The sequence below is a fragment of the Pseudoxanthomonas putridarboris genome (genome assembly GCF_038321125.1).
Taxonomy (GTDB): Bacteria; Pseudomonadota; Gammaproteobacteria; order Xanthomonadales; family Xanthomonadaceae; genus Pseudoxanthomonas_A; species Pseudoxanthomonas_A putridarboris.
Genome location: NZ_JBBWWT010000005.1, coordinates 14,433 through 29,165, shown reverse-complemented (window position 1 = coordinate 29,165; position 14,733 = coordinate 14,433). Strand labels below are relative to the sequence as shown.

Sequence of the window (14,733 nt, the reverse complement as noted above, 5' to 3'; positions counted from 1 at the left end):
CCTTGTGATGGAACATCGAGATGGATGCACCTCAGTCCAGCCGGCGATGCATCGCCAACCGGGGAATCCTGGCATAGTCGAACGCGAGGAATCCCTGCAGCAAGACGAAACCGACGATCATCGCGATGCTCACGATGCCCACAGTACCTGCCGGTGACTCCACGCCACGTGCCCAATTGTGGTACCAGGTCGCTCCACCATACAGGACAGCGAAGGCCAACAGCGAAACACCGCCTGATAGCTGCAGCGAGGCAAGGTTGAAGTCCCGCAGGAAATACTCATAGAAGACACGCTTCAGAAGATTCCTCACGTGGAATGTCCCAAATCGGAAAATCTCGCGCAATGGATTGAGGCTGGACTTTTCCCCTTCGTATATTGCCCGCATCGGGACATCGACCACTACTGCCTCAATGAGATGGAGTCGGAACAACAGGTCGCTCTCAAAAAAATAACGCTTATCCAGCTTGTCCAGTTCGACATATCGAAGACAGGAGGCATGGATCGCGGTGTACCCGTTGGTCGGATCGAAGATATTCCAGTAGCCGCTCGACAACTTGCTCAAGAAGGAGAGCGCCGCATTGCCCAAAAGCCTCAAAGCAGGCATGCCTTGTACATCGCGCACGTGAAAAAAACGATTGCCCTTGGCGTAATCTGCCTCGCCGGACAGGATGGGTGCGACAAACCGGGGAAGGAGCTCCGGGTCCATCTGGCCGTCGGCATCGATCTTCACGCAGATCGTCGCGCCCAGTTCCAATGCACGGCGATAGCCTGCGATCACAGACCCTCCAACACCCAGGTTCTGTGGATTGAACAGCACCTCCACCCGAGAGTCGGCAATTTCCTCCCGCACTTTCTGCCCCGAGGATTGGGGACAAGCGTCGTCGACGACGATGATGTGGCCCGCCTGCGGTCCTATCCGCCTGATCACCTCAATAATCGAGGAGCGGGCGCGATAACAGGGAATGACAACGGCGATGCTCGTCCGCACAGGGCCCTGCGGACGAACCGATTCCAACTCAGAGGCAAGACTGTGCCGCTGCCTGTCCAAAGCCGCCATCAATCCAACAGATGCGCCACGCCGGCGCGCTCTTCTTCCAGTTCGGCCAGCGTCTTGTCCATGGCGGCGCGGCTGAACTCATCGACCGGCAGGCCTTCCACGCGGGTGTATTCGCCGTTGGCGGTGGTCACCGGCACGCCGTAGATGACGCCTTCCGGGATGCCGTAGCTGCCGTCGGACGGCACGCCCATGGTCACCCACTTGCCGTTGCTGCCCAGCACCCAGTCGCGCACGTGGTCGATGGCGGCGTTGGCCGCCGACGCCGCGGACGACAGGCCGCGCGCTTCGATGATCGCGGCGCCGCGCTTGCCTACCTGCGGGATGAAGGTGTTGGCGTTCCAGTCGGCGTCGTCGATCTTGTCCTTCAGCGAGGCGCCATTGACGGTGGCGAAGCGGTAGTCCGGGTACATGGTCGGGCTGTGGTTGCCCCACACCACCAGCTTCTCGATGTCGGCCACGGCCACGCCGGCCTTGGCGGCCAGTTGCGACAGCGCGCGGTTGTGGTCCAGGCGCAGCATGGCGGTGAAGTTCTTCGCCGGCAGGTCGGGCGCGGACTTCATGGCGATGTAGGCGTTGGTGTTGGCCGGGTTGCCGACCACCAGCACCTTGACGTTGCGCGAAGCGACCTTGTTCAGCGCGGCGCCCTGGGCGGTGAAGATCTTGGCGTTCTCCAGCAGCAGGTCCTTGCGCTCCATGCCCGGGCCGCGCGGGCGCGCGCCGACCAGCAGGGCGATATCGGCGTCCTTGAACGCCACTTCCGCGTCATCGGTGCCGACCACGCCGGCCAGCAGCGGGAACGCGCAGTCTTCCAGTTCCATGATCACGCCCTTCAACGCGGCCTGGGCCTTGTCGATCGGCAGTTCCAGCAGTTGCAGGATGACCGGCTGGTCCTTGCCCAGCATTTCGCCGGAGGCGATGCGGAACAGCAGGGCATAGCCGATCTGGCCAGCAGCGCCGGTGACGGCAACACGGACGGGGGTTTTCATGGCGGGGAACTCCTGTGGAAAGCGGGAACGGGGAACGGGGAACAGGGAATGAAGCATCGGAAGCAGTGCGGGGCAGCGTCGCGCGGAACCTTCATTCCCGGTTCCCCGTTCCCTGTTCCCGCCTTGCGATCAGGTCAACTCTGCGAAGAACTCCTGGATGCGTTGCAGGCCCGGCGCCAGCTGCGGCGTCGGGCAGGTGTAGCTGATGCGCAGCGCGCGCGGCTCACCGAAGGCCGAACCCGGTACGCAGGCCACGCCCTTTGCCTCCAACAGCGCGTTGCAGAAGTCGACGTCATTGTCGATCTTCACGCCATCGTGCGACTTGCCGAAGGCGCAACTGATGTCCGGGAACACGTAGAACGCACCCTGCGGACGCGGACAGACCACGCCCGGGATTTCGGCCATCGCCGCCAGCACCTGGTCGCGCTTGGCCTGGAACTCGGCGTTCTTGGCGGCGGGCACATCCTGCGGTCCGGTAAGCGCGGCGATGGCCGCGGCCGTGACGACTTCCGGTATGTTGGTGATGTGGTTGGAATTGAGCGTGGTGACCGCCCTGGCGATGGCTTCGGGGCCGGCCATGAAACCCACGCGCCAGCCGGGCATGCCGTAGGTCTTGGACAGCGAATCGACGAACACGGTGCGCTCGCGCAGCTCCGGTTTCGCCTGCATGCAATTGACGTACTCCAGCCCGTCGAACAGCATGCGGTTGTAGATGTCGTCGGTGACGATCCACGTCTCGGGATGCTTCACCAGCACCTCGGCCAGCGCGGCAATTTCATCGCGCGTGTAGACCATGCCAGTCGGGTTGGACGGGTTGTTGAACAGGAACACCTTCGGCCTGTGCGCCGACAGCGCCGCGTCCAGTTGCGCCGGCGTCAGCTTGTAGTCCTGCGTGGCCGGGCACGGCAGTTGGACGATCTTCGCGTCGACGATATCGGCGATGTCGACGTAGGTGGTCCAGTACGGCGCGGGAAAGGCGATGGCGTCGCCTTCGTCCAGCAAGGTCTCGGCCAGGTTGTAGAGGATGTGCTTGGCGCCGATGCCGGTGGAGACATTGGCGCGGGTGTAGCCGGTCAGGCCCAGCGCCTCGATGTGCCGCAGGAAGGCGTCCAGCAGCGCGTCGGCGCCGCGGTTGCTGCCGTACTGGCCGGAATCGCGGGTCAGCGCATCGCGTGCGGCCTGGTAGACATGCTCGCCGGGCAGGAAGTTGGGCACGCCGATCGAGAAACTGATGATGTCGCGGCCTTCGGCCTTCAGCTTCCTGGCCTTTTCGGCGACCGCCATGATCGCACTCGGCTTGGCGCGACCGATGCGCCGGGCAAGCGTGGGCATTGCACAACCTCGCGTGGAGCGGGAACGGGATGGTCCGGTGCCGCCGTTTTTTGCGGCGCAAAATGTTATCACGTACCGGCTGGCGGGCCGGATGCGCCAAAGGTCCAAGGCGACCCTCCCGAGAGGGTCGCCGGAGGGCCGCGATGCCTGGATCAAGCGCTCAGGAAGCGGTTCCACTCCGCCACGCGCTCGGCCTGGGCGGCCAGCACGGCGTCGGCGTCGCCCGCGATGGTGACCTTGGAGATCAGGTCGCCCTGGCGCACGGCATCCACCACGTCCAGGCCCTCGACGACCTTGCCGAACACGGTGTGCTTGCCGTCCAGCCACGGGGTGGGCACGTGGGTGATGAAGAACTGGCTGCCATTGGTGTTGGGACCGGCATTGGCCATCGACAGCACGCCACGCTCATGGCGCACGCCGTTGCTGGTTTCGTCCTCGAAGCGGTAGCCCGGGCCGCCGCGGCCGGAACCTTCCGGGCAGCCGCCCTGGATCATGAAATCGGCGATCACACGGTGGAAGTTCAAGCCGTCGTAGAACCCGCGCTTGGCCAGGTTGACGAAGTTGGCGACCGTCAGCGGAGCCTTGTCCGGGTACAGCTCAATGACGATGGGGCCGCGGGCGGTGTCGAAGGTGGCGGTCAGGGACATGTAAAGACTCCTTTGGAAAGGGGTTGCGGGGAATGGGGTCAGGGGGCCGGGGGCCGGGGCACCGGAACCGCCTTCAGTACGCTGCCCGCGACGGGTAGGCCGCCGGCACCGACAGGTGGAGGCGGAATGGCGCCAGGACAACGGCCTGGCCGGTCGCGCCGGGGCATGATGGACGTGCAGGCCCGGTCCCGGCGGCACGATGCCGGCGGAATCCAGGGCCATCGGCCGGATCGACGGGCTTCCAGGGTGATTTCCGGTTCATGCGGGGGTAGGCCTCGGCGGTACGGATGCGTGCGCCCGGGGGCGGCAGCCGGCTATAATACGCCCCTTCCTTTCCCCACCTTCAGCGCGCTCGCCCGCGCCCCTTCGGCATGTCCATCCAAAACCTTCGCAATATCGCCATCGTCGCCCACGTCGACCACGGCAAGACCACCCTCGTCGACTGCCTGCTCAAGCAGTCGGGCACCCTGTCCGAACGCACGGTGCTGGCCGAGCGCGTGATGGACAGCAACGACCAGGAAAAGGAACGCGGCATCACCATCCTGGCCAAGAACACCGCCATCACCTGGCAGGGCAACCGCATCAACATCGTCGACACCCCGGGCCACGCCGACTTCGGCGGCGAAGTGGAGCGCGTGCTGTCGATGGTCGACTCGGTGCTGATCCTGGTGGACGCGATGGACGGCCCGATGCCGCAGACCCGCTTCGTCACCCAGAAGGCCTTCGCGATGGGCTTCAAGCCGATCGTGGTGGTCAACAAGATCGACCGCCCCGGCGCGCGTCCGGACTGGGTGATCGACCAGGTGTTCGACCTGTTCGACAAGCTGGGCGCCACCAACGAGCAGCTCGACTTCCCGATCGTCTACGCCTCGGCGCTGCACGGCTACGCCAGTCTGGACGACGCCGCGCGTGACGGCGACATGACCCCACTGTACGAAGCGATCATGAAGCACGTCCCCGCCCCGTCGGTGGACCCGGAAGGCGCGTTCCAGATGCGCATCAGCCAGCTGGACTACAACAACTTCGTCGGCCTGATCGGCATCGGCCGCATCCAGCGCGGCAAGGTCAGGAAGAACCAGCCGGTCAGCGTGGTCGACCGCGAGGGCAAGAAGCGCCAGGGCAAGATCATGCAGGTGCTGGGCTTCATGGGCCTGGAGCGCGTGGAAGTGGAGGAAGCCGAGGCCGGCGACATCGTCGCCATCGCCGGCGTGCAGGACCTGTCCATCTCCGACACCGTCTGCGCGCTGGACACCCCGGAAGCGCTGCCGGCGCTGACCGTGGACGAGCCCACCATCAGCATGACCTTCCAGGTCAACAACTCGCCGTTCGCGGGCAGCAAGGAGCACAGCGGCGGCAAGTTCATCACCAGTCGCCAGATCCGCGAGCGACTGGAACGCGAGACCCTGCACAACGTGGCGCTGAAGGTCGAGGAGACCGGCGACGCCGACAAGTTCCTGGTCTCCGGCCGCGGCGAGCTGCACCTTTCGGTGCTGATCGAGACCATGCGCCGCGAAGGCTTCGAGCTGGCCGTGTCGCGCCCGGAAGTCATCATCAAGGAAATCGACGGCAAGCTGATGGAGCCGGTCGAACAACTGGTGGTCGACATCGAGGAACAGCACCAGGGCGGCGTGATGGAGAAGCTGGGCACCCGCAAGGGCCAGCTGAAGAACATGGAACCGGACGGCAAGGGCCGCGTGCGCCTGGACTACATGATCCCGGCGCGTGGCCTGATCGGCTTCCAGAACGAATTCCGTACCCTGACCCAGGGCTCGGGCCTTCTGTTCCACGTGTTCGACCACTACGGCCCGAAGGAGACCGGCGCGATCGCCAAGCGCCAGAACGGCGTGATGATCGCCAACGCCGCCGGCGTCACCCCCGCCTACTCGCTGGGGCCGCTGGAAGAGCGCGGCCGCCTGTTCGCCGCCGAAGGCGACAACGTGTACGAAGGCCAGCTGGTCGGCATCCACTCCAAGGACAATGACCTGACCGTCAACGTCATCAAGCCCAAGCCGCTGACCAACATGCGCGCCTCGGGCAAGGACGACGCCATCAAGCTGACCCCGGCCATCAAGTACACGCTGGAACAGGCGCTGGACTTCATCGAGGACGACGAGCTGGTGGAGGTCACCCCGAAGGAAATCCGCCTGCGCAAGAAGTTCCTGACCGAAAGCGACCGAAAGCGCGCCTCCCGCGCCGCCTGATCTGCGCCCGAGTCAACCGGTCTTGGACCAGGCCACCTACAACCCGGATCCGAAGGCGCATCCGGGCCTGCACCTGATCGCCCTGTTCGAGGGCGTGAAGGGGGTGCTGGCGCTGGCCATCGCCGCGGGCCTGGTCGCGGTCGGCCCGCAACGCCTGCGCGATGCCGTGCACGACCTGGTCGCCCGGTTCCTGCCGCGGGCCGAACCCGGCGCGATGACCCAGTTCCTGGACCGCATCAACCCCGAATCCGTGCACATCGCCGCCGCCGTCATCGTGCTGTACGCGCTGATGCGGCTGCTGGAAGCCTGGGGCCTGTGGCGCGCCCGCGCCTGGGCCTCGTGGCTGGGCTGCATCGGCTCGGCCGCCTACCTGCCGCTGGACCTGTACGCGCTGTACCACCATCCCGGCTGGCACACCTGGGCGCTGCTGATCGTCAACATCGCCATCGTGCTGGCGCTGTGGCGCGACATCGTCCGGCGACGCGGGATTTGACGGACCCCGGCATGGCTGCGTAGCCTGCCGCGCATCCTTGGGAAATACCCGAATGCGCCGACTTGCCCTGTTGCTTGGCATCACCTCCGCGCTGGCCGCCTGCCAGGGCCGTGCGCCGCCCGCCGACACCGCGCTTCCCGCACCTCCCACCGATTTCATCTACGCCGAACTGGACATCGCCGACCTGCAGGCGCGCATGCGGTCCGGCGAGCTGGACAGCCGCCGGCTGACCCAGGCCTACCTGGAACGCATCGCCGCCATCGACAAGGCCGGCCCGCGGCTGAACGCGGTCATCGAACTCAACCCCGACGCCCTGAAGGAAGCCACCCTGCGCGACGTGGAGCGCAAGAGCAACGCCGTGCGCGGCCCGCTGCACGGCATTCCCGTCCTGCTGAAGGACAACATCGACGCCACGCCGATGGCGACCTCCGCCGGTTCGCTGGCGCTGAAGGATTTCCGCCCCGGCCAGGACGCCACGCTGGTGCGCCGCCTGCGCGAAGCCGGCGCGGTGATCCTGGGCAAGACCAACCTCAGCGAATGGGCCAACTTCCGCTCCATGCACTCCACGTCCGGCTGGAGCGCGCGCGGCGGGCAGACCCTCAACCCGTATGCGCTGGACCGCAATCCCTGCGGCTCCAGTTCCGGCAGCGCGGTGGCGGTCTCGGCCAACCTGGTCGCGGTCAGCATCGGCACCGAAACCGACGGCAGCATCATCTGTCCCGCCGCGGTGAACGGCGTGGTCGGCCTGAAACCGACCGTGGGCCTGGTCAGCCGCAGCGGCATCCTGCCGATCTCGCACAGCCAGGACACCGCCGGCCCGATCACCCGCAGCGTGTCCGACGCCGCCGTGCTGCTGGGCGTGCTGGCCGGCCGCGACCCCAGCGACGCGGCCACCATCAATGCCGCCTGGAACACCGCGCCGGACTACCCTGCCCGGCTCAGGCCGGGCGCGCTGAAGGGCGCGCGCATCGGCGTGCTGCGCAGCAAGTTCGGCATCCACCCCGACGCCGGCGCCGCGATGGAGGGCGCCATCAAGGTGATGCGCGAAGCGGGCGCCACGATCGTCGATGCCGAGATCCCCACCGACGGCCAGTGGGACGCCGACGAGCTGGAACTGATGCTGTACGAGTTCAAGCACGGCCTGGAACGCTACCTGTCCGAGCGCAAGGCGCCGTTGACCACGCTGACCCAGTTGATCGGCTACAACCAGCAATACCAGGTCTCGGAGATGCCCTACTTCGGCCAGGAATTGTTCGAGCAGGCCAACGCCAAGGGCGGCCTGGGCGAATCGGCCTACATCACCGCCCGCGGCCGCGCCCGGCGGCTGGCCGGCCCCGAAGGCATCGACGTGGCATTGAGGGGCCAGCGGCTGGATGCGCTGATCGCGCCCGCCACCGGCCCGGCCTGGCTCACCGACCACAAGGCCGGCGACCATTTCCCCGGCGCGGGCTACGGCGCCGCCGCCGTGGCCGGGTATCCCAGCCTCACCGTGCCGATGGGCAACAGCGACGGCCTGCCGCTGGGCATCGTCTTCATCGGCACCGCATGGAGCGAGGCGCGCCTGATCGAGCTGGGCTACGACTACGAGCAGCTCACCCGCGCCCGCAAGCCGCCGGAATACTGGCCCAGCCTGCCCAGCCAGGATCGCCGCGCGCGCTGAGCGTATCGGCGCTCCCGCCCCGCCGCGAGCCGTGCCGCAACGAAAACGCTTGCGGGCCGTGGCGGTTCGTGGCGAGATAGCAGGCTCAGGGCAAACGGGGGCCACACGCGTGGAGTCTGGCGCGGATCGGGCATCGGAGTTGAGGGCGCTCAGCGGATCGCAATCCACTGCCCGGCAGCGGTTGCGTCGGCTCGATGCCCTGGCCTGGGGCGTGCTGGTGATCGCCAGCCTGTTGTCGCTGTGGTTCGGCCTGGCGGCCTGGCGGCAGGCGCGCGAATACGCGCAGGCGCAGTTCGATGCCCGCGCCGATGCGATGACCACCGCGGTGGCCACCCACATGAACGCCTACGAAGACACCGTGCGCGCCGCGGCGGCGGTGCTGGAAGGGCGCCAGGACATCGACCAGGACGGCTTCTACGCCTTCGTCGACAAGCTGCAGGTGCCCAGCCGCCAGGCCGGCGTGCATGGCCTGGGATTCGCCCGCCGCGTGCGGGCCGACGAATACGACGACTACCTGGCGGCGCAACGCGCGCGCTACGGCGATGCGTTCGCGATCCACCCGGCGGGCGAACGCGCGGAGTACGTCGTCATCGACCTGCTGTACCCGGACGCACCGGGCATGCGTCCGCTGCTGGGCAAGGATGTCCTGGCGGAAACGGTCCGCCGAAGCGCGATCGAGAAGGCCCGCGACAGCGGCGAACTGGCGTCGGCGCCGCTGGTGGCGCTGAGCGATGCGGCACGCGGCAGTACCGGCCTGCCCGGATTCCTGCTGTATGCCCCCGTCTATGCCGACCCACTGGTCGCAGTTCGCGGCGTCGAAGAACGCCGCGAGCTGCTGCGCGGCTTCGCCACCGCCGGCTTCGGCTGGGAACAGGTGATGGAAGAAGCCATCGGCAACGACGACGGGATCGGTTTCGACCTGCAACTGCATGCGCTGGAACACGGTGGCGAACCTGTCTTCCAGACCGCCCGCCTGCGCGACCGGCATGGGCCGAGGATGCGCCCGGCCTTCACCTACGACCGCACCCTGACCCTGCTGGGTGCGCAGTGGCGGCTGACCCTGCAGTCGCCGCCGTTGTGGCAGGCGGTGCCGGGACTGACCTCCATCGTGCTGATGACCCTGGGCGGGATCGGGCTGGGCGTGCTGCTGTTCCTGCTGCTGCGCAACCTGGCGCGTGCCGAACGGCGCAGCCGCGCGCTGCTGGATGCCGTGGCCGACCACCTGCCCGCGCTGATCGCCTATATCGACAGCGACCACCGCTACGGCTTCGCCAACCGCGCCTGTCGCGACTGGTTCGAGGCGCAGCCCGGCTGGAGCGAGCGCAGCGTGGAAGACGTCCATGCCGACGATCCGGCGTTCCTGGCCTCGCTGCAGCGGGCGATGCGCGACTGCACGCCGGACCATTGGTTCGCATGGGATACGGAACTCGGGCAGCCCCACCGCCCGGTGCACATCTACCTGGTGCCGGACGTGGAGCGCGACCAGCGGATCGTCGGCTGGTATCTGATGGCCAACGACACCAGCGAACAGCATCGCGCGCACCGCGAGCTGTCGCTGGCGCGCGACCACCTCAAGCGCGTCACCGACAGGCTGCCGGCGCTGATCGCCCAGTTCGACGCGCAGCAGCGCCTGGTCTTCTTCAACCGCGCCTGCGCCGAGCAGATCGTCTGGAACACGCCGCTGCGGCCGGGCCTGCACATGCGCGAGGTCTTCGGCGAGGAGGTCTACCAGAAGCGCAAGCATCACGTGGATACCGTGCTCGCCGGCCGCGAAGGCGATTTCGAAGGCAGCTTCACCACCGTGGACGGCGTGCGCCGCATGCACAGCTTCTACACGCCGGACATCGACGATGCCGGCGCCGTGTGCGGCTTCTTCGTGATGGCCATCGACATCACCGAGAAGGCACGGCTGGAACACGCGCTGTACAACGCCAACGAACGGGCCGAGGTCACGCTGACCTCGATCAGCGAAGCAGTGATCACGGTAGACGTGGAGGCCCGGGTGACCTACATGAACCCAGCGGCCGAAGCGCTGAGCGGATGGAGCCTGGAGCACGCGCTGGGCCAGCCGCTGGACCAGGTGGTGCCGCTGGCGCGCGCGCTGTCCCCGGAAGAGAGCGAAGAGACGCATTCCCTGGCGCTGGCCGGCGACATCGAACTGCTCCGGCGCGACGGCACCCGCATCCTGGTCGAGCGCTCGCTGTCGGCCATCCACGACCGCGACGACCTGATCGTGGGCTCGGTGATGGTGCTGCGCGACATCACCGAGGCGCGCGCGCTCAGTTCGCGCATGGCCTACCTGGCCCACCACGATGCGCTGACCAGCCTGCCCAACCGCCTGCAGCTCAACGAGACCCTGGGCCAGCTGATCACCCAGGCCACCAACCGCGGCAACGGCGTGGCCGTGCTGTTCATCGACCTGGACCTGTTCAAGCACGTCAACGATGCGCTGGGCCACCACATCGGCGACGAACTGCTGCAGCAGGCGGCGCGCCGCATCCAGCGCAACATCGGCAACCTGGGCACGGTCTACCGCACCGGCGGCGACGAGTTCGTGGTGCTGCTGCACAACGTGATCACCCGCGAGAGCGTGCTGCAGGTGGCCGACCGCCTGCTGGCCATCAGCGGCACGCCGTACACCGTGGCCTCGCACGAACTGCACCAGGCCTTCAGCATCGGCATCAGCCTGTTCCCCGAGGACGGCTACGACGCGGCCACGCTGATGATGCGCGCGGACGCGGCCATGTACCTGGCCAAGCGCAACGGCCGCAATGCCACGCGCTTCTACACGCGCGAACTGGCGTCCAGCGTGGACGCCCGCATCGAACTGGAGAACAGCCTGCGCCGCAGCCTGCGCAGCGGCGACCTGAGCCTGCACTACCAGCCGCAGATCGACCGGCGCACCGGCCGCATCGTCGGCGTGGAGGGACTGGCGCGCTGGCAGCGCGGCGACCGGATGATGATGCCCGGCGAGTTCCTGCCGATCGCCGAGGAAACCAACCTGATCGTCGACATCGACCAGTGGGCCATCCACGCGGCCTGCCGCCAGAACCGCATCTGGCAGCAGGCCGGACTGCCGCCGATCCGGGTGTCGGTCAACATCGCCGCCGCCAACTTCGATACCGACGACCTCGTCAACACGGTCGTGGCCGCGCTGGAGGACAGCGGGCTGCCGGCGGAGTTCCTGGAACTGGAAGTCACCGAGACCACGCTGATGCGCGACGTGCAACGCACCGACCGCACCCTGCGCGCGCTGAAGGCGCTGGGCGTGCGCATCGCCATCGACGACTTCGGCACCGGCTTCTCCAGCCTGAGCTACCTGGGCAACTACGGTTTCAACGTGCTCAAGATCGACCAGTCCTTCGTGCGCGACGTCGCCGATCCCAACCAGGGCGCGATCACCCGCGCCATCATCGGGCTGGCCAGCCAGCTGCAATGCCGCACCATCGCCGAAGGCGTCGAAACGCAGGAACAGGCCGCGTGGCTGGCCGCCAACGGCTGCGACGAGCTACAGGGCAACCTCTTCAGCAAGCCCGTGCCCGCGGCCGAGTTCGCGCGCATGTACGCGCGCTACAAGACCTGGCCGATCCCGCAATCCGCCCCGACCTCGATCTCGACCTCGACCATCCACGCGCACTGGTCCTGACCGCGAACCGGCGCGCGGACCCGTCGACGCCGGTCAGCGCAGCGCCGGCGCCGCCACCTGGTTCTGCTTGCGCACGATGCCCATCGCGATTTCCAGCGACTGCTCGTAGTTCAGGCGCGGATCCACGGTGGAGCGGTAGGCGCGCTCGAGGTCCGCGTCGGTCAGCTCGCGCGCGCCGCCGGTGCACTCGGTGACGTCTTCGCCGGTGAGCTCCAGGTGCACGCCGCCCAGGCGCGTGCCGGCCGCGGCGTGCAGGTCGAAGGACTGTTCGACTTCGCCGCGCACGTTGTCGAAGCGGCGCGTCTTGAAGCCGTTGGACGTGCTTTCGGTGTTGCCGTGCATGGGGTCGCATACCCACAGCACGCGGCGCCCGTCGCGGCGCACCGCATCCAGCAGCGGCGGCAGCTTTTCGGCGATCTGCGTGGCGCCCATGCGGTGGATGAAGGTCAGGCGACCAGCTTCGTCCTCGGGGTTGAGCACGTCGATCAACCGCAGCAGTTGGTCCGGCGTAACCGACGGGCCGACCTTGATGGCGATGGGATTGCGCACGCCACGCAGGTACTCCACATGGGCGCCATCCACGGCCGCGGTGCGCATGCCGATCCACGGGTAATGCGTGCTCAGGTTGAACCAGCCCCACTGGCGCGGCACTTCGCGCGTCAGCGCTTCCTCGTACGGCAGCAGCAGGGCTTCGTGCGAGGTGTAGAAGTCGATGCGGTTGAGGTTGTGCACCTCGGAGCCGGACAGCGTCTCCATGAAGCGCACCGCATCGCCGATCGAGGTGACCATCTGCTGGTACTCGTTCGCGAGCGGCGAGTAGCCCACCCAATTGAGGTTCCAGTATTCGGGATGGTGCAGGTCGGCGAAACCGCCGTCGATCAGCGCGCGCACGAAGTTCATCGTCATCGCCGAACGCGCATGCGCCTTGATCATCCGGCGCGGGTCGGGAATCCGCGCCTCGGCGGTGAACTCGGGCTGGTTGACCAGGTCGCCTCGGTAACTGGGCAGGGTCACTCCGTCGCGCGTTTCCGTGTCGGCCGAGCGCGGCTTGGCGTACTGCCCGGCGAAACGGCCCACGCGCACCACCGGCAGGCGCAGGCCGTGCACCAGCACCAGGCTCATCTGCAGCAGCACCTTCAGGCGGTTGGAGATCAACCCGGATTCGCAGTCGCTGAAGCTCTCGGCGCAGTCGCCGCCCTGCAGCAGGAAACGCTTGCCCTCCTGCGCCTCGGCCAACTGCTTCTTCAACGAGAAGATTTCCCACGAGGTCACCAGCGGCGGCAGCTGCTTCAGCTCGCCGACGGCGGCTTCCAGCGCGCCCGGGTCGGGATACGTCGGCATCTGCACGGCCGGCCGCGCGCGCCAGCTGTCCGGCGCCCACTGGGCGGGCAGCTGAACGGCACGAAGGTTGCGGTCGGTGGAATTCATGGTGGACTCCTTGCGGCCCACCATGTTGACAGAATGGTGCGCCGCGTCAAATCAGCGGAAAGTCGAGGTGCGCCGGGCGCGGAACGCCGCCCACAGCGCCCAGAGCGCCAGCGCCGCGAACCAGAGCAGGCTCCAGGCCGGCATCGAAAGCCCCAGGAACGACCAGTCCACGTTGGCGCATTCGCCCGATCCGGTGAACACCTTCCGCAACACGTCGGCCAGCGGGAAAGCATCCATCATGTAGGACAGGTCCGGGCCGCACGCCGGCACCTGGTCCGGCGGCAGGTTCTGCAGCCATACATGGCGACCGGCGATGCCGATGCCCACCAACCCCGCCAGCAAGGCCAGCACGCCGTAGACGCCCCGGCCGCCGCGCTTGCGCGGGCCATGCAGCGCGCCCAGCAGGAACACGACGCCCAGCAGCACGAAGGCGCCGCGCTGGAACGTGCACAGCGGGCATGGCACCAGGTTCCGGAAATGCTCCAGATACAGCGCGAACCCCAGCAAGCCGGCGCAGATCAGGAAACCGAGCAGGTACTGCGCGCGGAACGTCCAGCGAAAAGGGTTCATCGGCACCACGTCGCGAAAGCGGGGGAAGCCCGCATTATCCACGCGCCGCGGCCCATGCGTCATCCCTGGGCGGCGCATGGCGGGAACGTCGCGTTCCAGCGGAGCCGCGACTGCCCCGCGATCGGCCCGATGGCGCCCGCATCCGGCGCTGCATGCGGCGCGCCGGGAAACGAAAAACCCCGGCACGGGGCCGGGGTCTTCATGTCATCGCGATGTGGCCGGGATTACTCGGCCGCCGCTTCCGGACGGTCCACCAGTTCCACGTAGGCCATCGGCGCATTGTCGCCAGCGCGGAAGCCGCACTTGAGGATGCGCAGGTAGCCGCCCGGACGCGACTGGTAGCGCGGGCCGAGGGTGGTGAACAGCGTGCCGACGGCTTCCTTGTCGCGCAGGCGCGAGAAGGCCAGGCGGCGGTTGGCCACGCCGTCGATCTTGCCGAGGGTGATCAGCGGTTCCGCGACGCGGCGCAGTTCCTTGGCCTTCGGCAAGGTGGTCTTGATCAGGCCGTGCTTGATCAGCGAGGCGGCCATGTTGCGGAACATCGCTTCGCGATGGGCGCTGGTGCGGCTGAACTTGCGGCCGGATTTCTGGTGGCGCATGGGTTTGATTCCTGGTGAATGTTGGGACGTTGGACTTCGTTGTCGCCATCCAGGCGCTGGAACAGTGGACTGCGGGTGGCCCGAACCGGCCGTCCATGACCGGATGCGCCGCGG

11 protein-coding genes are annotated in these 14,733 nt (G+C 67.4%); 4 read left to right on the top strand and 7 right to left on the bottom strand.

What is annotated here, in order from left to right; translation table 11 throughout:
• Positions 1-31: 31 nt before the first annotated feature.
• The 4 genes from AAD027_RS11820 to AAD027_RS11805 all read right to left on the bottom strand — a co-directional run bounded on the left by AAD027_RS11820 (position 32) and on the right by AAD027_RS11805 (position 4,022).
• Positions 32-1,057 (bottom strand): glycosyltransferase family 2 protein, encoded by a 1,026-nt coding sequence (locus tag AAD027_RS11820; RefSeq protein ID WP_341726221.1) that lies wholly within the window; start codon positions 1,055-1,057, stop codon positions 32-34.
• Complete coding sequence (locus tag AAD027_RS11815) at positions 1,057-2,043, bottom strand: malate dehydrogenase (RefSeq protein ID WP_341726220.1); 987 nt, start codon at positions 2,041-2,043, stop codon at positions 1,057-1,059. The genes AAD027_RS11820 and AAD027_RS11815 overlap by 1 nt, the downstream gene beginning before the upstream one ends.
• A 129-nt stretch (positions 2,044-2,172) precedes the next feature.
• A complete protein-coding gene (locus AAD027_RS11810) occupies positions 2,173-3,327 on the bottom strand; it encodes a pyridoxal phosphate-dependent aminotransferase (RefSeq protein ID WP_341726219.1) in 1,155 nt (384 codons plus the stop codon).
• A gap of 200 nt (positions 3,328-3,527) precedes the next feature.
• Entirely contained in the window at positions 3,528-4,022 is a 495-nt protein-coding gene (locus AAD027_RS11805) for a peptidylprolyl isomerase (protein ID WP_341726218.1), read from the bottom strand.
• A 371-nt stretch (positions 4,023-4,393) separates the two neighbouring features.
• Between AAD027_RS11805 and typA the strand changes: the two genes are divergently transcribed.
• The 4 genes from typA (at position 4,394) to AAD027_RS11785 (ending at position 12,022) form a co-directional block, all read left to right on the top strand.
• Positions 4,394-6,223 carry a translational GTPase TypA gene (gene typA, locus AAD027_RS11800; RefSeq protein WP_341726217.1) on the top strand — a complete coding sequence of 610 codons (1,830 nt, stop codon included), beginning with the start codon at positions 4,394-4,396 and terminating at the stop codon, positions 6,221-6,223.
• A 22-nt stretch (positions 6,224-6,245) separates the two neighbouring features.
• On the top strand, positions 6,246-6,716 hold the full coding sequence (locus AAD027_RS11795; protein ID WP_341726216.1) for a DUF2127 domain-containing protein: 471 nt from the start codon (positions 6,246-6,248) through the stop codon (positions 6,714-6,716).
• Between the two features lie 67 nt (positions 6,717-6,783).
• The gene (locus AAD027_RS11790) at positions 6,784-8,376 is read left to right on the top strand and encodes an amidase (protein WP_425605458.1); all 1,593 of its coding nucleotides are present in this window, start codon (positions 6,784-6,786) and stop codon (positions 8,374-8,376) included.
• 181 nt (positions 8,377-8,557) lie between these two features.
• Entirely contained in the window at positions 8,558-12,022 is a 3,465-nt protein-coding gene (locus AAD027_RS11785) for a bifunctional diguanylate cyclase/phosphodiesterase (protein WP_341726214.1), read from the top strand.
• Positions 12,023-12,055: 33 nt separating this feature from the next.
• Here the strand turns inward: AAD027_RS11785 and AAD027_RS11780 are convergent, their stop codons facing one another.
• The 3 genes from AAD027_RS11780 to rplQ form a co-directional block, all read right to left on the bottom strand.
• Positions 12,056-13,450 (bottom strand): class II 3-deoxy-7-phosphoheptulonate synthase, encoded by a 1,395-nt coding sequence (locus tag AAD027_RS11780; protein ID WP_341726213.1) that lies wholly within the window; start codon positions 13,448-13,450, stop codon positions 12,056-12,058.
• Between the two features lie 51 nt (positions 13,451-13,501).
• Positions 13,502-14,020 carry a disulfide bond formation protein B gene (locus AAD027_RS11775; RefSeq protein ID WP_341726212.1) on the bottom strand — a complete coding sequence of 173 codons (519 nt, stop codon included), beginning with the start codon at positions 14,018-14,020 and terminating at the stop codon, positions 13,502-13,504.
• A 224-nt stretch (positions 14,021-14,244) separates the two neighbouring features.
• Positions 14,245-14,619 (bottom strand): 50S ribosomal protein L17, encoded by a 375-nt coding sequence (gene rplQ / locus AAD027_RS11770; protein ID WP_341726211.1) that lies wholly within the window; start codon positions 14,617-14,619, stop codon positions 14,245-14,247.
• Positions 14,620-14,733 lie beyond the last annotated feature (114 nt).